Source organism: Flavobacterium sp. GW823-FHT06G12, from assembly GCF_058794775.1.
Map to the genome: position 1 here is coordinate 1,187,207 of NZ_JBXAHE010000001.1, position 23,408 is coordinate 1,210,614.

The window sequence follows — 23,408 nt, forward strand, 5'->3', positions numbered from 1 at the left end:
AGATGAAAAATATATTTTTACTAGGACTAATATTATTTTCTATAATATCCTGCAAAGCACAAACCATAGTGCCAGTTGAAAAAGCAATCGACTATAGAAGGGCTGGAGAAGGCATTCCAGATAATACTTACTTAAAAGATGTGAATAATTTGCTGGCAAAATATACAGGGACTTGGAAAGGTAGTTACGGTGGAAAAAATTACACTTTATATATCACAAAAACAACTTCTAAATTTGAAACAGTAACTCGTGATCGATTATTAATTCGTTATTTAATAACATCTAGCAACGGTACTGTATTAGAAAATACGCAAAATATGCCCGATACCAATCCTTACATAGCAAAAGGTTCTTATTTCAGTAAAGATTTAACGGCATATGCTCTTAACTTTTCTGGAAAAAAAGCACAATGTGGAAATGCGGGTACAGTCTTTATTCATATAGATAATTCAGCAAAAAACATTTTATCATTTGGTTTTGAGCCAGATAAAATTATGATTTCAGAAGATTCTTGTCCAGGATTTAAAGTCGCAGAATTAACATTTCCTAAAGATGGTTTAAAGCTGACCAAACAATAGTTGATATCTAAAATCCTCAAGTATTTTTTGTACTTGAGGATTAAAAAATTGTGACTATGAAAAAAATATTTCTATTAGGATTCGTACTACTTTCAGTAATATCCTGTAAAGCACAAACTATTGTACCAGTAGAAAAAGCAATTGATTATAGAAGAGCAGGAAATGGCATCCCTGACAATACCTACCTAAAAGATCTAAATAATTTATTTGGCAAATACATAGGTACTTGGAAAGGCAGTTATGGTGGTAAAACTTATACTCTTTTCATAACTAAATACACTTATACTTATGATAAAGTAACTTTTGATGAATTGAGAATTCGATATTTAATTACATCATCAAATGGCACAATTTTAGAAAATACGCAGAGCCTACCAGATAGTAGTCCTTACATTATTACGGGTTCTTATTTTGGTAAAGATTTGTCTGTTTACGCATTGGATTTTGCTGGTAAAAATGCAATATGTGGAAATGCGGGAACAGTATTTATTCGTATAAAAAATACAGCAAAGACATCAATGTCATTTGGCTATGAGCCAGATAAAATTATGATTTCAGAAGATTCTTGTCCTGGATTCAAAGTTGCAGATTTAACTTTTCCCAAAGACGGTTTGATGCTTACTAAGCATTAGTTTACATAAAAATCCTCAAGTATTTTTTTTACTTGAGGATTAAAAATTAGAAACTATGAAAAAAATATCGATATTACTATTTTTAATATTTCAGCAGACTTTTTCTCAAAATTTAGATATAAGGCGATCATATGAAATTTCGTTTTGTGGTAAGCCACAAACTATAAAATTAATTGAATACCAAAATGGATTTGTAGAAGGCTTTTTAGAAACTAAACTTACGAGAAAAGTATTGAGAAAAAGGAAAGAAATTATAAACAAAACCAGTTTTGATAATGTACTAGTTAAAAAACTAATGCTTGATTTAAAAAACGCAGGAATTGAAACTTTAAAAAAATACAATGAAGATTTAGATTGTCATTCTATCGGTTTTCTTGACGGTGACAGTTTATTGTTTAATATTCAAATTGACTCAATAAATAAGCAAGCTTATTTTTCAGAAATTTATCCTGAATCTCAAACCAAAGAACAAATAGAGAAAACTGAATTAAGAAGAAAAGTTCAGATACTTATAACTATTATTGATAAAGAAATAAATTTAGAAAAACAATTTTCAGATCTAATAAAGGGTCTAAAAGAGGGGACATACTGCTACTGGACAGGTATTTCAAAAGTATGTATAATACATGAAGAAATTTAAACTTTGGTATGAGTTTTTTTTCTCACTCGGTAGCTGATCATAGAAAAAGCATTTGTTAGAAATGGGATTTTAGTTTTTCATAGACGTAAAAATTTACATCATTCAGATTTATTTTTTTGAACGTAAATTCTTATGCTGTAATTACATAATTCCCATTTTAAAGATGGAAATTGTAAAGCGATATTGTTTTCTAATAATAGTATAGGTACCTTTAAATACTATTAACCGGATAACGGATGTAATTCCATTTTTTAAAGATTTTCAAAGGATTATAGAAATATAAACGGCTGCAGATTCTTAGATTATAGTTTTATGTTTGCCTGACAAACTAAAAATAATGCCTGAGTCTCAAAATTCAAAAAAGATTATATGCATTGCTGACCATGACGAAGATGACCGAATGCTGCTACATGAAGCATTATTAACTTTAGATCAGCCATTTGAGATTTTAGAAATTGGCAGCAAGAATCAGCTTGCAGATCGATTGTCTAGATTGTCGGAGATTCTCCCTGATTTTATTTTTCTCAATACCAGTATGCCGGGCGTAGAGGGATTTCAGTACATCGAAGCAATCAGAAAAGAAGTCGAATCGGGTATGAAAATAAAGATCATTATTTATTCAACCGACAATGAGAGGTCTAGCATTGAAAAAGCATTTGAACATGGAGCAGATTTTTATGCTGTCAAGCCGAGTAATTATAGAGATCTTAAAAATCTGGCAAGAAATATAATAGAAATGAACTGGGAGACTTTTGATGAAGGCAGCAGAATATTTCATATTCTTTGAATCAATACTTTATGAATAGTTTATAATATTATTCAAAAATCATTGACTTAAGCTGATTTCGATAAGCTTCTAAAGCGCCACCTTTATCTATATAGCCATAATAAAGATCATCTTTGATTACTGGCAGATAATTTTTACTGCTTTTTTCAAGTTTCTGCATTACTGTTTCCATACTGTCGGTATACGAAATTATTTCGCAAGGAGCGGTCATAAGCTCTTTGACAGTAACATCGATCTGATTGAAAATAATTTCTTTGATGTCACTAAAATAAATCACTCCTACAAGTTTTTCTTCAACCGTAACGGCAAACATTCCCTGATCAGAAGTTTTTATTACATTTCGTAAATCTTCCATGTTTTCATCAGGAGAAAGGGTTTTAGGATCTGGATGCAGAATAGATTCCATTTTCAAAGTCCAAAGAATGTTTGTGTCCTTATTGCTAGTAAATACATTCCCTTTTTTTACAAGTCCTTTTACATCAAGAGAGTGTCTTTCAAAACGTTTTGAGATAGCAAAACTTATAGAAGCTACAATCATAAGAGGAATAATCAAAGCATATCCTCCAGTGATCTCAGCTATAAGGAAAATGGCAGTAAGAGGTGCATGAAAAAGTCCGCTCAGTATTCCTGCCATACCTACAATTGCAAAGTTGCTAACTGGAAGGTCTGTTAGTCCGGTAAGATTTAAAAACTTAGAAAAAAAATAGCCTGCATAAGATCCCAGAAAAAGTGATGGCGCAAAATTTCCCCCGTTTCCGCCGCTGCCCAGCGTAATGCCCGATGCAAAAGCTTTTAGCATCATTGATAGCCCCACAAAGCAGAGAAGAACCCACTCATTATCACTAAAATCCTTAAAAAGAGTGTTTTTTAGCAGTTCTCCCGGATTGGTGTCGGCAAGAGTTTTAATGCTTTCATACCCTTCACCAAATAAAGTCGGAAATATAAAAATAAGAAGCCCAAGAACTAGAGCACCTGCAAAAGCTTTTTTATAAATGCCTAATTTAAGCCCTGCAAAATAATGTTCGGTTTTTAGAAAATTTCGTGAATAATATACCGAAAGAAAGGCAGTGAATAGGCCTAAGAGAATATAGAAGGGAATATTATAATAATCAAATGTCTGCTGTCCTCGAAAAGTAAGCAGAATATCTTCATTAAGTACAATTGTCGATACTAGAGCGCCTGTGGCAGCAGCAATCATAATAGGAGTAAAGGCAGAAATGGTTACATCAACCAAAAGGACTTCTACGGCAAATAAAACTCCTGCAATTGGCGCATTAAATGCTGCTGCAATTCCTGCAGCAACTCCGCATCCAAGAAGAAGTGTCCTGTCCTTATAACTTAATCTGAACTGTTGGGCAAAGTTAGATCCAAATGCCGCGCCAGTCACAACAATCGGACTTTCTAATCCGGCAGATCCTCCAAGTCCGACGGTAAGAGAACTTGTAATAATCTGTGCATACATCTGTTTTTTAGGTACGATGCTGGCTTTGCGCGCCACTAAATATAAAATCTGAGAAGTTCCTTTTTCAATAGTGCCTCCTAATACTTTTTTTACCACTAAAACCGTAAGCATAATCCCGATTATGGGCAGTAAAGAATTAATAAAGCTTAGTTTTAGAATACTATTGATATACGAAGCAGACAGGTAAACCGAGTGGGCAAAAGATTTTAAAAGTATAACAGCAAATGCAGAAGAAATGCCTACCAAAACGCTAGCTAAAAATATGAATTGCTTTGGAGATAGTTTTTTTCTTCCTACAATTAGCAGGGCTTCAATTTGTAAAAGTTTTTTCTTAAGCATTAAGAATGATGGTATTAGCTTTCAAGCTGAGATTTAAAAATAAGTCTGAAAAGACCGTAAGAGTCGTATAAAAATAACAACAATTTCAAAGATAAGGCACAGCTTCATTTTATAATAGAATTTTAACAAACAATATTTAGAAAAATGATTTTTCTGAAGAATGTATTAAAAAACTTTGTTGCAAATTATAATCTGCAACATCATTAAAAGATTTTGTAAAACCCATGTTTGTAAATTTATTACGAATAACAAAATCCCGTAATATGAAACCGTTTATTAGCCCAAAACTGCTCTTCATTTTAGCTGTATTTCTCTTCAGCTGCAATCAATCTCAGAAAACCGATTCTGTAACAGAAAAAACAGATTCAGGAGAACTCGACCGAACTACACTGCCAATTCCAGAACCTCCTTTTGGCGGAAAAATTGGAGAAACCTACAAAGATTCCAAAGAAGAATGGCCAAAATTGGTTACACCTCCGCAAGGAGCGCCAAACGTAATTATTATTCTTTTAGATGATGTTGGATTTGGACAAGTAAGCACTTTCGGTGGCCCAGTTCCAACTCCAGAATTGGATAAACTCGCAGCAAATGGCTTAAAATACAATAGATTTCATACTACTGCAATCTGCGGACCTTCGCGTGCTGCGTTGTTAACGGGAAGAAATCATCACAATGCAGGCTCAGGCTTTTTGGCTGAGTGGGCAACAGGATATCCAAGCTACAATTGTATGATTCCAAAAACTACTGCAACATCTGGTAGAATTTTAAAAGGAAACGGATATAGCACGAGCTGGTTTGGTAAAAACCACAATACGCCAGATTGGGAAAGTAGCATTACTGGACCATTTGATCGTTGGCCAACAGGTTTAGGATTCGATTATTTTTACGGATTTATTGGTGGAGAAACGCATCAATATTATCCAGTTCTTTTTGAAAATACTAAAGCGGTAGAACCAGATAAAACTCCAGAACAAGGTTATCATTTTATGACCGATATGACCGATAGAGCAATTAATTGGTTAGAATATAGTAAATCGGTTGCACCTCAAAAACCGGTTATGATGTATTTTGCTCCAGGAGCTGCACATGCACCACATCATGCACCAAAAGAATGGCGTGACAAATTCAAAGGGCAATTTGATAAAGGTTGGGATGTAGTGAGACAAGAAACTTACGAACGTCAACTGAAAATGGGAATTATTCCTCAAGGAACAAAATTGACTCCAAGACCTGATTGGGTTACTCCTTGGGATAAACTTTCGGCAGATCAGAAAAAATTGTTTGCGCGTTTGATGGAAAATTATGCAGGATATCTTTCGTTTGCCGATCATGAAACGGGTCGACTTTTAGAAGCCATAAGCAAACTTCCAGATGCCGACAATACCTTGATATTTTATATTGTTGGAGATAATGGCGCAAGTTCTGAAGGAGGAATGGATGGAACACTTAACGAAATAAAAGCATTAAATGGTATTCCAACTCCTTTGGCAGACAATATGAAGCATATTGATCAAATTGGTGGGCCAGATACAGAACCGCATTATCCTGTAGGATGGGCGTGGGCAGGAAATGCTCCTTTTCAGTGGGTAAAACAAGTAGCTTCTCACTTTGGCGGAAGCCGAAATCCTATGGTGGTTAGCTGGCCAAAAGTGATAAAAGACAAAGGCGGCATGCGCAGTCAGTTTGTGCATTTGATAGATGTGCTTCCAACGGTTCTAGATGCTTCTCATTTGCCAGCGCCAAAAACAGTCGATGGCGTAGAGCAAAAACCTATGGATGGTGTTTCGTTCTTATCAACTTTCACCGATAAAAATGCTAAACCCGTTAGAACCAGACAATATTTTGAAGTTTTCAGTAACCGTGCGATTTATGATAACGGTTGGGTAGCAGCGACACAGCACACCTTTCCTTGGAGACAAGATTATGCGCCAGGAAATTGGGATAAAGACAAATGGGAACTGTATAATATTGATGAAGATTACAGCGAATCGATTGATTTGGCTAAAAAATATCCTGAAAAGCTGAAAGAATTGAAAGCAATTTTTGATGAAGAGGCCAAGAAATATAACGTTTATCCTCTTGATGATAGAGGAACTGGACGTTTGGTTTCTCCTAAACCTACACCTTCTGATCCTAAACGCAAGCATTTTACATTTTATGCAGGTGCAACAAGGCTGGCTGAAACTGCTTCTCCAAATACTAAAAATAAATCGCACAGGATTACGGCCGAAATTGAATTGAAATCAAAATCCGATAACGGCGTAATTGTGGCTTCGGGCGGAAGTTCGGCGGGATTTGTATTGTATGTCCAAAACGGAAAATTAGTATATCATTATAATTATTTTGACGAAGGCCGTTACGTTATCACTTCTAAAGAATCGCTTCCAATTGGAAAAAGCACCGTACGATTTGATTTTGCCTATGATGGAGGCGGAACAGGAAAAGGCGGCACTGGAAAACTGTATATCAACGATAAATTAGTCGGCGAAGGACGAATTGATAAAACTGTCGCAGCTCGCTTCGGAATCGATACATTCGGAATTGGTGAAGATTCAGGGTCGCCAGTTGCAAATTCTTATAAAACGCCATTTAAGTTTACGGGAATTATTGACAAAGTAGACATAGACTTGAAATAATTATGAATTAATAATTTTAGCATAAATCAAAGAATTATGAAAAAATATATTGTCCTATTAGTAGCCTTAGCTTTTGTCGCTGAAATGAGCGCACAGCAAAATTATTTTAACCCAACAGTTAAAGTAAAAGATTATTTAGAACCTGCAATTCCGCATCCAGATCAGGATAAAGAAATGAAGGATAAAATGAGCAAATTAAAGAAGAAACCTAATATCTTGATTATTCTTATTGATGATATGGGGTACGGAGATATTGGTGTTTATGGAGGCGGTGTTGCTATTGGTGCGCCAACTCCCAATATTGACAAAGTATCTCACGAAGGTTTACAGCTTACATCAACATATTCGCAGCCAACTTGTACGCCAAGTCGTGCCGCGATTATGACCGGAAGAATACCAGCAAGATCAGGATTGACACGACCAACTTTGACAGGTGAAAATCCTAAAGTAAATCCGTGGGCTTCAGAAAATACAACTGCAAAATTACTTTCACAAAATGGTTATAAAACCGCTCTTTCAGGAAAATGGCATTTAGGCGAAAGCAAAGGAAGTCTTCCAAATGATGTTGGTTATGATGAATGGCTTGGATTTGGTTCTGTTCAGTCAGAATATGCACAGTTTGTAAACGAATGGATTTATCCAGATTTAATCAATAAGCCAGAACGATTGGCAGCAATGAAAAAACTGGTTGATCAGAATATCTTAACAGGTAAAAAAGGTGGCGAGAATAAAATTGTGCAACCAATTTCTACTATTGAAGAGCTATCAAAAGTAGATCAAGTTTTTGCTAATTATAGTGAAGATTTCATCAGACGTTCGGTTAAAGAAGATAAACCTTTTTATTTGATTCATTCTTTTTCTAAAGTGCACAATGACAATTACGTATCTGAAGGTTATAAAGGAAAAAGTCCAGCAGCTTTTCCATATAAAGATGCTGTAGTAGAAGTTGATGATATCGTTGGCCGACTAATGAAACTTTTGCAAGACTTAAAAATAGATGAAAACACATTAGTTTTCATTACTTCAGATAATGGACCAAATGAGGATGTTTGGCCAGATAGCGGTTATACACCATTTAGAGGAGGAAAAGGAACAACTTGGGAAGGCGGAGTTAGAGTACCGGGAATTGCGTACTGGAAAGGCATGATTGCGCCGGGGCGCATAAGTGATGGATTATTTGATATTTGCGATATGTTTAATACTTCTCTTTCAGCAGCAGGAGTTTTAGATAAAATTCCTTCATCCAATTATATTGATGGAGTAGATCAGTTATCGTTTTTTCTGTCAGACAAAGGGGTGTCGAATCGAAATGCTGTTTTTATGTATTCAGAAACTAAATTCATGGCTGTACGCTGGCAGGAATACAAAATGCACATGAATGTTTTTAACACTTCGGGACTTAGAAAAAATATTGACCAATCTACAATTGAAGGAGTTGGTATGAGTCCATGGGTTTATAATTTATATACAGATCCAAAAGAACAATTAAGTACAGGACATCGCTTTTTTGAATGGGGAATTCCTGGCGTAATGCAATTAATTGCTGCACATCTTGCTACTTATCAAAAATATCCAATGAAAGATATTGGTTTGAAAAAACCAGGTGCGGAATAATAATTTTGAAATTAGTACAAATTGGAAAACTCCTCTGTTTAAGAGGAGTTTTTTATTTTTTCTTGAAAAGTGGCAGCTAATAAAAAAGTAGTCTAAATTTTATTTTAGTGTCAAAATTGGCAGTAAAACCTGTTTTTTATCTGCTAAAAGGATTTTTCTGCTTATCTTGTAGAATCCAAAACCAATTTTTATGACTTTAAAGAGACTTTTTTTTATCCTGTTTATTCTTGTTTTCCTATCCTGTAGCAATAAAAAAGAACAGGAGATTATTGTGCGTGAAAATGCGCTTTTAGAAAGAGAAAAACAATTTCAAGATAAAGAAGCAGATTATGATAAGCTTTTAAAAATGAGAGACAGTTTGTTGTCTATTTCTAAAGTAAAAGATACACTTCCTAAAGTAAAAGAATGGCCAGAAAATCTTAAGGTTACATGGAATAGCAAAATGATCTGCAGAGAATCGAACTGCAGTAATTATGTTATTGGCGATCAGCGCAGCGAGGTTTGGGAGTTTGTTTCAGATTCTACAGGAATGTTTACAAACGTTTTAAGCAATAACGAAATTAAACGTGTTTTTGCTGGACAATATTTAGAAAGTAAAATCGTCCTTGATTCGGCAAAAGAAGCCTCTTCAAAAAACAAAATAAAAGTGAGCGTAGTGCTAGATGATATTAAAAAAAATATCATAAAAGGCACGCAGACTATAACTGGTCAGGATAATTGTATCGCAAAATTCTCAGTCGAACTTACTCCATCTACTAAAAAGTAATTTATGCTACTGAGTATACATCATATAACCTTTCCTATCGAAGATCCTCTTTTAAAGTATCTTATCGAAATTATCATTATTTTATGCATTCCGCTTTTATTGAACAAAATAAAGGTACCACATTTGCTCGGTCTTATTATTGCCGGTGCTCTTATTGGTCCAAATGGATTTGGAGTGCTTTCTAGAGACAGCAGCGTTGTAGTTACAGGTACTACAGGTCTTTTGTATATCATGTTTCTAGCAGGTCTAGAAATTGATATGGCCGATTTTAAAAAGAACAAATGGAAGAGCATTATCTTTTCGATTTTCACTTTTGCCGTTCCGTTTGCTTTAGGACTTGTAGGCGGTTATTATTTACTTCATTTTTCACTGCTTACCTCAATATTGTTTGCCAGTCTTTTTTCGTCTCATACTTTAATTGTGTATCCAATGGTAAGTGGTTTGGGAATTGCTAAAAACCTCGCCGTAAATATTACAGTTGGCGGAACGATGATTACTGATGTACTTTCGCTTTTGGTTTTAGCTGCTATTGTTGGAATGTCGCAGGGCGAAGTGGGAACAGCTTTTTGGGTCAAATTATCCGTTTCAATGGTTGTCTTTGCTTTAATTGTACTGCTCATTTTTCCAATAATTGCTAGATGGTTTTTTAAAACTGTAGATGACAAAATCTCGCAATATCTTTTTGTATTGGTTATGATTTATCTGGCAGCACTTTTGGCTGAATTGGCAGGAATCGAATCGATCATTGGAGCTTTTTTTGCTGGATTGGCCTTAAATAAATTAATTCCGCATACATCATCACTAATGAACAGGGTTGAGTTTGTCGGAAATGCGATTTTTATTCCTTTCTTCCTAATCAGTGTGGGAATGCTGATTGATTTTAATGCATTTATACAAAGTTGGGAAACTTTATGGGTAGCATCAATTATGTTGGTGGCATCAATAGGAGGAAAATATGTTGCGGCAATACTAACAAAGAAAATATTTAGACTAACAAATGATGAAGGACAGTTAATTTTTGGACTGAGTTCGGCATCAGCGGCAGCGACATTGGCTTCTGTTATGGTTGGTTATAATATAATTATTGGCGAAAATGATGCGGGTGAACCTATAAGACTTTTAAACGAACATGTGCTTAACGGCAGTATTCTTCTTATTTTGGTTTCTTGTACCATATCATCGTTTGTCTCTATGGCGAGTGCACAACGCATTGCACAAGCAGAAAAAGACAACACAGTGTCGGGTGATAGTAAAGAAAAAGAAAATATATTGCTTGCTGTGAACCATGAAGCTACAGTAGAAAAAATGGTGAATCTTGGCTTGATGGTAAAAACAGCATCTAATAAACAGCTTTACGCCGTAAATGTGATTAATGAAGATGCTAATGAATCTTCTGAAAAAAATGCAGAAAGAATATTAGAAAGCGCGATAAAAGCCGCTTCGGCTGCAGATGTAGAATTGCATCCAATTACGCGTCACGATAATGATACAGCTGGCGGAATAAGCAATGTGATAAAAGAAAAAGATATTACCGATCTTATTGTAGGTCTAGAAGGCGGAAAAGGCTTTTCGGCTTCATTTGTATACAATTTGTATAATGGTTATCTCCGAAACAAAAATATCAATTTAATGGTCTATCATGCGGTTCAGCCAGCAGCGACTATTAAAAGATATCTGGTTTTTATTCCAGCAGATGCCGAATTGGATGCGGGATTTTTTCATTCGATGTTGAGAATTTGGAATATTGGCCGTAATTCTGGAGCCAAAATGAGTTTCTATGGAAAGGAAAAAACACTAAATATCTTAAAACGAATCGCTAAAAAAGCCTCTATAGAAGCAACATTTGATGTTTTTGAAAATTGGGAAGATGCCCAGCAAACCGCTCTGACTATTGAAGAAAATGAAGGATTAATTATTATGATGGGAGATAGGGGAATGCACTCGTATTTTTCGCGAATGCGAGATATTCCAGATCTTTTAAATCTGAAATTCAGTAATAACAACTACATGCTCATCTATCCTTTTTCTAAAACTACCTCAAACAATACCGAAAAAAGATCAGTAAGCAGTCATGATGATTTTGCTGAAATCGGAAAAGCGATAAGAAATATTTTTAAATAAGATTTAAAAGCCTTAAGGTAAATATAGAAGCTGAGCTGTTGTACTTGCTCAGCTTTTTAATTTTTTGAACCTTTAGGTTATAGTTGTAAAAGATGGTCAAACAGTTCTGAAAAAACATAAAAAAAAACGCTAAAACTAATGTTTTAACGTTTTTAAAAGCGGTTATTTTTCTATTTTTAAAGTTTTAGTTATTAAATTATTTTTTCCTTTTTCCTTTTCGTCAGGTTGACGGCCACCTACAGCTATCTGAACTTTGTCTTGATATTGTTTTAGGCTTCCGTCTTCGGTTACATAGGAAAGATCTTCTGGAGAAAGATTAAAGCTTACGACAGTACTTTGGCCAGGTTTCAAATTAAATCTTTCAAATCCTTTAAGGCTTTTTAAAGGTGCCTTTATTGTCGAATCTAGATTAACCAAATACAGTTGCGAGACTTCTTCTCCTTCCATTTTTCCTGAATTTGTTACTTTGACAGAAATTGTGATTGGCTGTCCTTTTTTGATTTTTTCTGGGATTTTTAGCTCGCTGTATTTAAACTCGGTATAACTTAAACCATAGCCAAAACCATACAATGGAGTGCCTTTAAAATAACGGTATGTTTTGTTTTCCATTTTATAATCAGTAAACAAAGGTAAATCAGAGTCGCTTTTGTAAAAAGTCACAGGAAGTCTTCCGGCAGGATTATAATCGCCAAAAAGAACATCAGCAGAAGCAGTTCCAGCAGATTGTCCGCCGTACCATACATTAAGTATTGCTGGTATATTTTCTGCTTCCCACGGAACAGCTATTGCACTACCTGTCATCATTAGAAAAACTACTGGTTTCCCGGAAGATTTAAGAGTTTTTAAAAGTTGTGTCTGTATTTCAGGAAGCAATATAGAGGTACGATCTCCGCCGTTAAATCCTGGAACATTTACTGGCATTTCTTCTCCTTCAAGCTGTGGTGAAATACCTCCTACGAAAATGAATGCGTCTGCATTTTTATGACGTTCAATTAAAGTATTGAAATCGGTTTTTATAAAATTTCCTGTTTGCAATGACACTTCGGCTTTTCCTTCACCTTGCCAGTATTCTAGCACTAAATTGTAAACTGCATCTTTTTTGGTTTGAAGTCTATAGGTTTTTTCGCCCCATCGGTTTTTCTCCCAAGCATTTATGACTTCTTTTCCATCTATGATGAATCTGTAGCCATCATCTGCACGAATTTCAAAAGTGATTGAACCATTTTCGTCAGCTTTAAAATTAGTGGTATATCGTGCTGAAAAATGATTTGCTTTGATGTTTTTAGTAATAATTTCTCCTTCTTGCCAAAAATTATTTATTTCAGATTCAGTTCTTGTAGTTTCAGGTTTACCAGACAATGTTTTATTAGTAAAATATTCTGCCTTAAAACCTTGTTTTCCTTCATAAGAATATTGGTTTTTAAGATTTTTGTAAACCAATAGAGTATCATTCGTAAAGTTGACAGCCTTTTCATAAATAACTTCTGTATCGGCGCTTACTTTTTCTTTTATGCCCTGTAATACAGTTGTTAACTTAGATGGGGTTCCGTTGTAATTTCCAAGAATGGAGATTGAATTATCTGCATTTGGCCCTAACACAACAATTTTTTTGAGTTTTTTGCTCAATGGCAGCGTATTTTTTTCATTTTTTAGCAGAACTATAGATTGTCTGGCCATTTTTAACGCATGATTGCTATGTTCTTCACATTCTAAAACAGAACTTGGAGTCTGTGCATATTTAACCATCGAAACAGGATCAAACATTCCTAATTTAAAGCGGATCAAGAAAAGACGTTTTACAGAAATATTAATCTGCTCCTCAGTAATTTTTCCGTTTTTAACAGCTGACACAAGCGATTTGTAGGCGTCGGTTCCACAATCAACATCTGTTCCATGATATACTGCGTCTGCAGCGGCTGATTCAGCATCAGGATGGGTTTTATGATTTTTAAAAAAATCGTCGATAGCCCAACAGTCCGATGTGACATAGCCGTCAAAATGCCATTCTTTTCTCAGAATGTCATTCATAAGGATATCACTTGCACAACAGGGCTGTGTTCTAAATGCATTATAGGCACACATTACTCCAGCTACCTTCGATTCGGTAACTAATTTTTTGAACGCTGGCAGATAAGTATCCCACAGTTCATAAGGAGTGACATCAACATCAAAAGTATGTCGTAGAGATTCTGGTCCGCTATGTACGGCGTAGTGTTTTGCGCAGGCTGCAGCTTTTAAGTATTTGGGATCATCACCCTGAAGCCCTTTTACAAAAGCGTCACCTAACGTAGCTGTTAAATAGGGATCTTCTCCATAAGTCTCCTGTCCGCGTCCCCATCTTGGGTCACGAAAAATATTGATATTAGGAGTCCAGTAGGTTAGTCCCAAATAACGTTCGTTTGTTCTTTTAAGCTCCACTGCCTTATTGTATATTGCCCTGCCTTCTAGAGCAGAATAATCGGCCATTTTATAAAGAGAATTTTTATCAAAGGTTGCAGCCATTGCAATGGCCTGCGGAAAAACTGTTGTTTTAAAAGGAGTTCTTGCAACACCGTGTAGAGTTTCATTCCACCAGTCATAAGCTGGAATTCCAAGCCTTGGGATCGCAGGTGCGGCATTTAGCATTTGTGCTACTTTTTCTTCTAATGTAAGCTGACTGATTAAGTTTTCGACTCGTTCCTCAAATGTGGTACTGGTATTTTGAAAAAGAAATTTTGGCTCATTATTTTGTGCTGAAATGCAAAATGAGATCAATAGTAGAATTTGATATTTTATGTTTTTTGTTTTCATGCAGATAATTTTTTATTTGAAGCGAAAGTCGATTTATGTTCTAGAAAAAAAAATACAACCGATTGCGTAAAGAAAAGAAAAATTTGTCTAACCTGAAATTTTTATTTCGTAAAAAATGATTTTTTTTTGATTTATCAATAATTTATTATGCTAAATATTGTGTTTTTATTGCTTATTCAAGCTATTGTATTGTATAATTAAAATAGCAGAGGCATTTTTTTTGAATATTCCGGACTAAATGAAATTTCCTTAATTTGATGATTTTTGGATGCATTTAATTTTACAAATAAACAGGATAGCTAAAGAACGTTACGCGCAAACTCTTTTCATTTTGATGTTCGTTTTTTATACTTAAGAGTAGTTATTATACAGTGATACAATAATGTATGATTGTAGTGATTATTTTTTTAGCTATTTGTGATCCCAGAAATGCTAAAGTTTAAAACTTTAAAATAAAAGGTAGGATTTTATCTTTTTATATTTTCTGTAATGATATCGCATTAAGAGATAGTTTTCATTAAATAGTATGCCAGTATTCTAATTGAATTTAATGTTTTGTAAGTTTTTTATGTTTTTTTATGCGATTAAAATGTTTTTCATTGCTATTTTTTTTATAGTTATCAATAAAAAATAACACAACCGATTGTGTTTTATGGTTATTTGTTTATATTTGTAAAAAATACACTTATAAAATATTGTTATATTTAAGCTCTTTAAGTGTTTAAAATAGCTAGCGAACAAAACTACTTTAAATAATTAAACTAACTTTTTATGAATGTAAAACAAGCTAAAATGGACTATTTGCAGAATTCGTTGTAATTATAGTATTCTCATAATTACAGGTTTTGCATGCATATGTGCTTAGAATTTTATGTGAGTACAGCTCGGCCATTTTTGCGTTAGGCAATTAACTTTTTCTAGTTTTTCAATCAAGTCTTTCAAACAATTAAAACAAGTAAAAACGATTAAAATAGAAGCAGCAATGATTACAAAAAAAATATCTTTTTTATACTTTATCGGATTTTTATGTTTTTTCTCCCTGACAGCCCAAGAGAAAAAATCAAACAAAACGTCAAATAAGCGATCTCCAATCTTTTCTAGTGTTATATATCAGGGAGATGATGAAATCTATAAAAGAAATCCTTTAAAACCCGATGAATTCTATTCTCCAATTCTGCAAGGATGCTATCCAGATCCTGCTATTACAAGAAAAGGAGAGGACTACTATATGGTTTGTTCTTCATTTGCTATGTTTCCAGGAGTGCCAATTTTTCATTCTAAAGATTTGGTAAACTGGACTGATTTGGGAGGAGTATTGAATAATGTATCAGAGTTTAATCCCCATGATACAGGCATTAGTGGTGGTGTTTACGCGCCGGGAATTACTTATAATCCACACAATGACACTTTCTATATGATTGTAACGGCATTTACAGGAAATATGGGAAATATTATTGTGAAAACGAAAGATCCAAAAAATGGATGGGGAAGTCCAATTAAATTGGCTTTTAACGGAATTGATCCTTCTATTTTCTTTGATGACAACGGAAAAGGTTATGTGGTGCACAATGATGCTCCAGATAAAGGAAAAGAATTGTATAATGGACATCGTGTTATTAAAGTATGGGAATATGATCTAGATAAAGATCAAGTTATTCCTGGAACAGATAAAATTATAGTAGATGGCGGAGTTGATCTTTCTAAGAAACCAATATGGATTGAGGCGCCTCATTTGTATAAGAAAGACAATCATTATTATTTAATGTGTGCAGAAGGAGGTACAGGAGATAATCATAGTGAAGTTATTTTTATTAGCGATAGTCCAAAAGGTCCTTTTAAGCCAGCATCCAATAATCCAATTCTTACTCAAAGATATTTTCCTAAAAACAGACCCGATAAAGTAGATTGGGCTGGACACGCAGATTTAGTGCTTGGTCCTGATAATAAATATTATGGTGTGTTTTTGGGAATTCGTCCAAATGAAAAAGACCGAGTAAATACAGGACGCGAAACATTTATCTTGCCAGTAGACTGGTCGGGGACTTTCCCTGTTTTTGAAAACGGCTTAATTCCAATGGAGCCAAAATTGAAAATGCCAAATGGTGTAATAAACAAAACTGGCAAAGAAGGTTTTCTTCCTAATGGCAATTTTACATTTACAGATAATTTTACCTCAAAAAAATTAGATTATAGATGGATAGGATTAAGAGGGCCGAGAGAACATTTTATTTCTATTGTTAAAAAAGGCTTGCAGATTAATCCATTTCCGGTAAATATTAAAGAGCTAAAGCCAACTTCAACATTATTTTATAGACAGCAGCACAACACTTTTTCATTTGAAACCACATTAGATTATAAACCTGAATCAGAGAAAGATTTGGCAGGAATTGTATGTCTGCAGAATGAAAATTTCAATTATGTTTTTGGGGTAACTAAAAAAGGAAAAGATACTTATGTTTTGCTAGAAAGAACAGAAAATGGTCAATCTGAAATTATAGCTAGCAAAAAAATTGAAATTATGGGTGCAATACGTTTGCAAGTTAAAGCTGCAGGAGATAATTATCAGTTTAGTTATGCTTTAAACAGCGCTGATTTTGAAAATCTTGGAACAGGAGTTTCAGGAGATGTTCTTTCAACAAATGTAGCAGGAGGATTTACAGGGGCTTTGGTTGGTTTGTATGCTACTGCTTCCAATAATGCAATTCTGAAATAGAAAATAAAAGCATTAAAAGCTCATTATTTTGGTTTGGAACATGATACCGAAAAATGGGTAAAGCAGTTCATTTAGAATTATTTAAATAAAATTAGATTTAACAAGATATCATGAAATCAATAATTAGATTTTTCTTAATTGTAGTCCTTTTTTTTGCAGGGCAGAAGGGATATTCTCAAGATCCAAATTTTCATATCTATTTAAGTTTTGGTCAGTCTAATATGGAAGGTGCCGCGCCAATAGAAGCTGAAGACAAGATAAATATAGATCCTCGCTTTCAAGTGCTGGAAGCAGTAGACTGTCCAGATTTAAACCGCGAAATGGGTAAATGGTATACAGCAATACCACCTCTATGTCGATGTAAAACTGGATTAACACCAACAGATTATTTTGGAAGAATTATGGTTGCCAATCTTCCTAAAAACATACAAGTGGGAGTGGTAAATGTTGCAGTTGGAGGATGTAAGATAGAACTTTTTGATAAAGACAATTTAGAGAGTTACATCAAAACAGCGCCAGACTGGATGCTGGGTATAATCAAAGAATATGATGGGAGTCCGTATGCTAGACTTGTAGAGATGGCAAAAATTGCTCAAAAGAAAGGTGTCATAAAAGGAATTTTGCTACATCAGGGAGAATCTAATACGGGTGATACATTGTGGCCGAAAAAGGTCAAAATAGTCTATGATAATCTGATGAGGGATCTCAATTTAGATCCTAAAAAAGTGCCTTTACTTTCTGGAGAAACTGTCAATGAAGACCAAAACGGGAAATGTGCGAGCATGAATAAAATTATCGCAACATTGCCTCAGACTATTCCAACCTCGTATGTAATTTCATCAAAAGGTTGCACAGTTGCTGCAGATTTTCTTCATTTCAATGCTGCAGGATATAGAGAATTAGGAAAGCGTTATGCAGAAAAAATGCTTTCCTTGTTAGGTTACAAGTCAAATGCTTCAAATGACCCTTTTATTGTTCAGGCACCAATAGGATTCGACGCGCTAGACCCGAAAGTTCCGACAGGAAAAATAGAAACGGTAAGTTATAATTCAAAGACGGTTGGCACAGTTAGAAAAGCAACTATTTATACACCGCCAGGATTTGCTAAAAATAATAAATACCCAGTTTTATACCTATTGCATGGAATTGGAGGAGATGAAAAAGAATGGCTTAACGGCGGAAGTCCGCAGATTATATTAGACAACCTTTATGCAGAAGGCAAATTACAGCCAATGATTGTGGTAATGCCAAACGGAAGAGCTATGAAAGATGATAGTGCTTCGGGAAATATTATGGCGCCAGAGAAAGTGCAGGCATTTGCAGATTTTGAAAAAGATCTATTAAAAGATTTAATTCCTTTTATTGAAAAAAAATATAATGTTCGCAAAGATAGAGAACATCGTGCCATTGCAGGATTGTCTATGGGAGGAGGACAATCGCTGAATTTCGGTTTAGGAAACTTGGATAAATTTGCTTGGATAGGAGGGTTTTCATCGGCTCCAAATACTAAGAAAACAGAAGAATTAGTGCCAAATCCCGAGGAAACTAAAAAGAAACTGAAACTGCTTTGGATTTCTTGCGGAGATAAGGATTGGTTAATTGAAAACAGTCAACGCACTCACGATTATTTAGTTAAAAATAATGTGCCGCACATTTATTATTTAGAACCAGGAGTTCACGATTTTAAAGTATGGAAAAACAGCTTATATATGTTTTCGCAATTACTATTCAAACCCGTTGATGAATCGAGTTTTGCAAAATATACTGTTTTAGAAACGACGGGCCAAATTTGAAAGTACCACTAGATTTGGAAAGAAAATAGGACATGCAAAAAAATGAAATGAATAAAATGAGACGAAAAGATGTTTGTTTAACTGTCCGTTTTTCTATGGGATTTCGACAGTTGTTCGAGAGAAATGAAATCTAAAGCTTTAGAAATATCGAAAACAGAAATTAAGATGAAAACACAAGATTTTATATGTGCTTTTTTGGCACTAGCAATGAACATTTTTGCGGGTCAAGCTCAAAATGGCAAAGCTCAAAATCCTATTATTTTTGCCGACGTACCAGATTTATCGATAATCAGGGTAAACGACACTTACTATATGAGCAGTACAACTATGCACATGAATCCAGGTGTTCCGATTATGAAATCTAAAGATTTGGTGAATTGGCATCTCGTTAATTACGCTTACCAAACCTTAGAAGATAAAGATGACCGCCTAAACTTAGATAATGGAAAAAATGATTACGGCAGAGGTTCTTGGGCAAGCAGTCTGCGTTATCATAATGGAGTATATTATGTGAGTACTTTTTCGGGAACAACGGATAAAACGTATATTTTTTCTACAAAAGATATTGAAAAAGGGCCTTGGAGAAGAATTGTATTAAGCAAATCGTACCATGATCATTCGCTTTTCTTTGATGATGATGGCAAAGTTTATCTTGTCTGGGGAGGCGGAAAACTTCAAGTTGTAGAATTAAAAGAAGATTTGTTAGAAGTTAAAGAAGAAACGAAGAAAGTCTTAATTGAAAATGCTAATGCTCCAGCAATGAGTGAGATCATGCTGCCAGCAGAAGGATCCCAGCTTTTTAAAATTAAAGGGAAATACTATTTGTTTAATATCTGCTGGCCTAAAAACGGCATGCGTACTGTAATCATACACAGAGCCGATTCGATGGCAGGTCCTTGGGAAGGAAAAGTCGGACTTCAGGATTTGGGCGTAGCACAAGGCGGACTTATCGATACTCCAGATGGCAGATGGTTTTCTTATTTGTTTAAAGATGCAGGAGGTGTTGGCCGTATTCCGTATCTTGTTCCTGTAAAATGGGAAAATGGATGGCCAGTATTGGGGGAAAATGGTAAAGTGCCTGATAAATTGGATCTTCCAGCCAATAAAAGCCTTATTCCCGGAATTGTAAACTCAGATGAATTTACCCGTAAAAATGGAGAAAATGATCTGCCGTTGGTCTGGCAGTGGAATCATAATCCGGATAATTCAAACTGGTCTGTTAAAGAAAGAAAAGGTTATTTAAGATTAAGAACATCTAAAATAGACAGCAGTTTTACGCAGGTAAAAAATATTTTGACACAAAGAACTTTTGGTCCTGTATGTTCGGGATCTACTATGATAGAGTTTTCTAATATGAAAGAAGGTGATTTTGCAGGGCTTTCATTACTGCAAAAAGATTTTGGTCTAGTTGGTGTAAAAGTTGAGAATGGAAAGAAAAAAGTAGTTATGATAAATGCAGAGAACGGAAATCCAAAAGAAATAGAAAGTGCCTTATTAAATCAGGATAGAGTGTTTTTTAAAGCCGAATGCAATTTTAAAAATCAAGCAGATCAAGGAAAATTTTATTACAGTTTAGATGGAAAAAAATGGATCAGCATTGGAAAAACTATAAAAATGCCTTACACACTTCCTCATTTTATGGGTTACCGATTTGGACTTTTTAATTACGCTTCAAAAACTGCAGGCGGTTTCGCTGATTTTGATTATTTCCGTGTTGATGATACGATTTCAGAAATTAAATAGTCTACAATCAAAGAAAAACAACTATTCATTACATAACCTGTATAGGCAGACTCATTTAGCACTGTTTTTTAAATAATATTTTAAAGATCAATACTATTTCTGGAAGATGAAAAAGTTTGATTATTCACAAAAGAAAAATTTTAAAAGTTTATGAATCTTAAAAAAATAATATTCTTATGTTTTGTTGGTTTCTTTCAGCTAAACGCGCAGCCAATAGTAAAAAGTCCTGATGGAAAACTTGTTGTGTCGATTTCTGCAGATAATGGAATACCGCAGTATAATGTAACATACAATGAAAAAACGTTTATTGAGAAGTCTCCACTAGGTCTAAAAACAAGTGCAGGAGATTTTAGTTTCGGTTTGACTTTAGAGGCAAATAGCAGTCAAAATAAAATTGACGAATCCTATCAATTGCGTAACATAAAAAAAAGCAGTGTTCATTATACCGCTAACGAAGCTATTTTTTCATTTACAAAAGATGGCAGGGCAGCTTTTGATGTGATTTTTAGAGTAAGCAATAATAATCTGGCATTTAAATATAAAATATATCCGCAGAAAGAAACAGTTTCCTGCGTAGTTGAAGAAGAAGCTTCAGGATTTTTACTGCCAAAAGGAACCACGACATTCCTGTGTCCGCAAAGTAATCCAATGACAGGATTTGCGAGAACAGCTCCAAGTTATGAAACTTCATATGCACTTGATGATGCTGTTGGAAAAAATGGTTTAGGAAATGGCTACACGTTTCCATGTCTGTTTAAAGTAAATAGCGACGGATGGGTTTTAATTTCTGAAACTGGGGTAGACAGCGGTTATTGTGCAAGCAGATTAATTGGGCATGAGAACGGATTATATTCAATTGGATTTCCGATGCAGGGAGAAAATAACGGAAATGGTACAGTTGCGCCTGGAATTCCACTTACAGGAGAAACTCCATGGCGCACCATCACAATTGGAGAGACGCTGGCTCCAATAGTTGAAACTACTGTTTCGTTTGATTTGGTTAAACCAAAATATGAAGCTTCTAAAGAATACCAGTACACAAAAGGAACTTGGAGTTGGATTATGAAGATGGACAACAGCACAACGTTTCCTGTACAAAAACAATATATCGATTTTAGCGCTTCAATGGGATATGAAACCATTTTAGTTGATGCGCTTTGGGATACGCAAATAGGTCGTGATAAAATTGCAGAATTAGCCGCATACGGTGCGCAGAAAGGCGTGGGGCTTTATTTATGGTATAATTCAAATGGGTATTGGAATGATGCTCCGCAGGGGCCGAGGGGCTTAATGGATAATGCAACTATCCGACGCAGGGAAATGGCATGGATGAATAGCATTGGGATTAAAGGAATCAAAGTTGATTTTTTTGGAGGAGATAAACAGGTGACCATGAAATTGTATGAAGATATTTTGACAGATGCCAATGAATTTGGAATTATGGTTATTTTTCATGGATGTACTTTACCTCGAGGTTGGGAACGCATGTATCCAAATTATGCATCTAGCGAAGCGGTTTTGGCAAGTGAAAATCTGCATTTTGGACAACTAAGCTGCGATAATGAAGCCTTAAATGCCACAACGCATACTTTTATTAGAAACACGGTGGGAAGTATGGATTTTGGAGGAAGTGCTTTAAATAAATTCTATAATAGCGATAATATTGCAGGTAAAGGATCAAAAAGAATGACATCTGATGTGTTTGCTTTAGCTACTTCGGTACTTTTTCAAAGCGGTGTGCAACATTTTGCCTTAGCACCAAATAATTTATATGATGCTCCGGAGTGGGCTATTAAGTTTATGAAGGAAGTGCCTTCTGTTTGGGATGAAGTTCGCTTTTTAGATGGCTATCCTGGCAAATACGTAGTGCTGGCTAGAAGAAAGGGAGCAAAGTGGTATGTTGCTGGAATTAATGCTGAAAAAAAACTACTGAAGATAAAGCTAAAATTAGATATGTTTAATTCTGGTGCTAAAGTAGATTGTTACAGCGATGATGACCAGCTAAATGGAAAGATCAGCAAGCTGACGGTAAATAAAAATAAAGAAGTTGAAATGAAAATACCATGCAATGGTGGGATGCTATTAACCAATTAAATGGTAAAAAAATATGTGATATAGCCAAATTTGATTTATTCAATTCCAATAGGAGCCAGCTTAAGATAAATAAGCTGGCTTTTTTTGTTGTATGTATGAATCAACGGAAGCAGTCCCAATGAGAATGAAGAGCAATTAAGGTTTCCTACAAAATGAAAGGCATTATAAATACTAATCTATTGCATCAAAAGAGAGTTCGTGAAATTGATGTTTAAATGAGAATATTTACTATAAAGTTTTGTATTACAGGTTGATAAACTAAATCTTTTAGAATCTACATTTCTAATGCAAAATAGAATGCTTTTTAAAGCAACCGATTGTTGTTTTTAGTCATTTTGCTTCTATTAATGGTTAAAATAGTATAAGATAATTTCTAAAATACATTTTTTTAACTAATATTAGTAGTAATTTATTTATATAATTTAATATTAGTGTAAATTTTATCTAATTTTTTATTATTGTATTTTTTGCAAAAAATCTGACAAATGTATATTAAATTATTTATTTTAAATTTATATTAAGTCTTTGATTTAGTATATTTTTAATTTTTTAAGTTAAAAAATATTTTTTGTGTTTTTAAAACGAGTTTTTTTTAAATAAAATATAAAACAACCGATTGTTTTTTGAGTTGTTTTTTTATATTTGCTTTCGTTATTTCTCCGCCCTATTAACTCAATTGGAAGAATATTCTGTAAGATAA

The 23,408-nt window shown here is 34.5% G+C and carries 14 protein-coding genes; 12 read left to right on the forward strand and 2 right to left on the reverse strand.

What is annotated here, in order from left to right; genetic code table 11:
- Positions 1 to 2: 2 nt before the first annotated feature.
- The 4 genes from AC1Q5Z_RS05090 to AC1Q5Z_RS05105 all read left to right on the forward strand — a co-directional run bounded on the left by AC1Q5Z_RS05090 (position 3) and on the right by AC1Q5Z_RS05105 (position 2,637).
- A complete protein-coding gene (locus AC1Q5Z_RS05090) occupies positions 3 to 578 on the forward strand; it encodes a DUF6705 family protein (RefSeq protein WP_492443982.1) in 576 nt (191 codons plus the stop codon).
- Between the two features lie 56 nt (positions 579 to 634).
- Entirely contained in the window at positions 635 to 1,210 is a 576-nt protein-coding gene (locus AC1Q5Z_RS05095; RefSeq protein WP_492443983.1) for a DUF6705 family protein, read from the forward strand.
- Positions 1,211 to 1,265: 55 nt separating this feature from the next.
- On the forward strand, positions 1,266 to 1,850 hold the full coding sequence (locus AC1Q5Z_RS05100) for a hypothetical protein (protein ID WP_492443984.1): 585 nt from the start codon (positions 1,266 to 1,268) through the stop codon (positions 1,848 to 1,850).
- Between the two features lie 316 nt (positions 1,851 to 2,166).
- Positions 2,167 to 2,637 carry a response regulator gene (locus tag AC1Q5Z_RS05105; RefSeq protein ID WP_492443985.1) on the forward strand — a complete coding sequence of 157 codons (471 nt, stop codon included), beginning with the start codon at positions 2,167 to 2,169 and terminating at the stop codon, positions 2,635 to 2,637.
- A gap of 28 nt (positions 2,638 to 2,665) precedes the next feature.
- Here the strand turns inward: AC1Q5Z_RS05105 and AC1Q5Z_RS05110 are convergent, their stop codons facing one another.
- Positions 2,666 to 4,438 (reverse strand): chloride channel protein, encoded by a 1,773-nt coding sequence (locus AC1Q5Z_RS05110; protein WP_492443986.1) that lies wholly within the window; start codon positions 4,436 to 4,438, stop codon positions 2,666 to 2,668.
- 263 nt (positions 4,439 to 4,701) lie between these two features.
- On the opposite strand from AC1Q5Z_RS05110, the gene AC1Q5Z_RS05115 reads away from it, so the two are divergent.
- The 4 genes from AC1Q5Z_RS05115 to AC1Q5Z_RS05130 all read left to right on the forward strand — a co-directional run bounded on the left by AC1Q5Z_RS05115 (position 4,702) and on the right by AC1Q5Z_RS05130 (position 11,575).
- Positions 4,702 to 7,074, forward strand: a complete 2,373-nt coding sequence (locus AC1Q5Z_RS05115; RefSeq protein ID WP_492443987.1) for an arylsulfatase — start codon at positions 4,702 to 4,704, stop codon at positions 7,072 to 7,074.
- Positions 7,075 to 7,110: 36 nt separating this feature from the next.
- Positions 7,111 to 8,688: an arylsulfatase gene (locus AC1Q5Z_RS05120; RefSeq protein WP_492443988.1), complete on the forward strand. Its 1,578-nt coding sequence runs from the start codon at positions 7,111 to 7,113 to the stop codon at positions 8,686 to 8,688.
- 190 nt (positions 8,689 to 8,878) lie between these two features.
- Positions 8,879 to 9,454 (forward strand): hypothetical protein, encoded by a 576-nt coding sequence (locus tag AC1Q5Z_RS05125; RefSeq protein ID WP_492443989.1) that lies wholly within the window; start codon positions 8,879 to 8,881, stop codon positions 9,452 to 9,454.
- 3 nt (positions 9,455 to 9,457) lie between these two features.
- Positions 9,458 to 11,575: a cation:proton antiporter domain-containing protein gene (locus AC1Q5Z_RS05130; RefSeq protein ID WP_492443990.1), complete on the forward strand. Its 2,118-nt coding sequence runs from the start codon at positions 9,458 to 9,460 to the stop codon at positions 11,573 to 11,575.
- 162 nt (positions 11,576 to 11,737) lie between these two features.
- Here AC1Q5Z_RS05130 and AC1Q5Z_RS05135 read toward each other — a convergent pair whose 3' ends face one another.
- The gene (locus AC1Q5Z_RS05135) at positions 11,738 to 14,365 is read right to left on the reverse strand and encodes a glycoside hydrolase family 3 C-terminal domain-containing protein (RefSeq protein WP_343587702.1); all 2,628 of its coding nucleotides are present in this window, start codon (positions 14,363 to 14,365) and stop codon (positions 11,738 to 11,740) included.
- Positions 14,366 to 15,347: 982 nt separating this feature from the next.
- Between AC1Q5Z_RS05135 and AC1Q5Z_RS05140 the strand changes: the two genes are divergently transcribed.
- From AC1Q5Z_RS05140 to AC1Q5Z_RS05155, 4 genes are all read left to right on the forward strand, one after another.
- Positions 15,348 to 17,078: a glycoside hydrolase family 43 protein gene (locus AC1Q5Z_RS05140; RefSeq protein WP_343587699.1), complete on the forward strand. Its 1,731-nt coding sequence runs from the start codon at positions 15,348 to 15,350 to the stop codon at positions 17,076 to 17,078.
- 110 nt (positions 17,079 to 17,188) lie between these two features.
- Entirely contained in the window at positions 17,189 to 18,871 is a 1,683-nt protein-coding gene (locus tag AC1Q5Z_RS05145) for a sialate O-acetylesterase (RefSeq protein ID WP_492443991.1), read from the forward strand.
- A gap of 165 nt (positions 18,872 to 19,036) precedes the next feature.
- On the forward strand, positions 19,037 to 20,614 hold the full coding sequence (locus AC1Q5Z_RS05150) for a glycoside hydrolase family 43 protein (RefSeq protein ID WP_492443992.1): 1,578 nt from the start codon (positions 19,037 to 19,039) through the stop codon (positions 20,612 to 20,614).
- A gap of 150 nt (positions 20,615 to 20,764) precedes the next feature.
- A complete protein-coding gene (locus tag AC1Q5Z_RS05155) occupies positions 20,765 to 22,708 on the forward strand; it encodes a glycoside hydrolase family 97 protein (RefSeq protein ID WP_492443993.1) in 1,944 nt (647 codons plus the stop codon).
- The last annotated feature ends 700 nt before the right edge of the window (positions 22,709 to 23,408 follow it).

What these genes read in the sequence shown, in the direction of transcription:
- AC1Q5Z_RS05145 (WP_492443991.1), top strand. Translation starts at nt 17,189, where the DNA reads ATGAAATCAATAATTAGATTTTTCTTAATTGTAGTCCTTTTTTTTGCA.
- AC1Q5Z_RS05100 (WP_492443984.1), top strand. Translation starts at nt 1,266, where the DNA reads ATGAAAAAAATATCGATATTACTATTTTTAATATTTCAGCAGACTTTT.
- AC1Q5Z_RS05155 (WP_492443993.1), top strand. Translation starts at nt 20,765, where the DNA reads ATGAATCTTAAAAAAATAATATTCTTATGTTTTGTTGGTTTCTTTCAG.
- AC1Q5Z_RS05125 (WP_492443989.1), top strand. Translation starts at nt 8,879, where the DNA reads ATGACTTTAAAGAGACTTTTTTTTATCCTGTTTATTCTTGTTTTCCTA.
- AC1Q5Z_RS05130 (WP_492443990.1), top strand. Translation starts at nt 9,458, where the DNA reads ATGCTACTGAGTATACATCATATAACCTTTCCTATCGAAGATCCTCTT.
- AC1Q5Z_RS05135 (WP_343587702.1), bottom strand. Translation starts at nt 14,365, where the DNA reads ATGAAAACAAAAAACATAAAATATCAAATTCTACTATTGATCTCATTT.
- AC1Q5Z_RS05095 (WP_492443983.1), top strand. Translation starts at nt 635, where the DNA reads ATGAAAAAAATATTTCTATTAGGATTCGTACTACTTTCAGTAATATCC.
- AC1Q5Z_RS05150 (WP_492443992.1), top strand. Translation starts at nt 19,037, where the DNA reads ATGAAAACACAAGATTTTATATGTGCTTTTTTGGCACTAGCAATGAAC.
- AC1Q5Z_RS05115 (WP_492443987.1), top strand. Translation starts at nt 4,702, where the DNA reads ATGAAACCGTTTATTAGCCCAAAACTGCTCTTCATTTTAGCTGTATTT.
- AC1Q5Z_RS05090 (WP_492443982.1), top strand. Translation starts at nt 3, where the DNA reads ATGAAAAATATATTTTTACTAGGACTAATATTATTTTCTATAATATCC.
- AC1Q5Z_RS05110 (WP_492443986.1), bottom strand. Translation starts at nt 4,438, where the DNA reads ATGCTTAAGAAAAAACTTTTACAAATTGAAGCCCTGCTAATTGTAGGA.
- AC1Q5Z_RS05120 (WP_492443988.1), top strand. Translation starts at nt 7,111, where the DNA reads ATGAAAAAATATATTGTCCTATTAGTAGCCTTAGCTTTTGTCGCTGAA.
- AC1Q5Z_RS05140 (WP_343587699.1), top strand. Translation starts at nt 15,348, where the DNA reads ATGATTACAAAAAAAATATCTTTTTTATACTTTATCGGATTTTTATGT.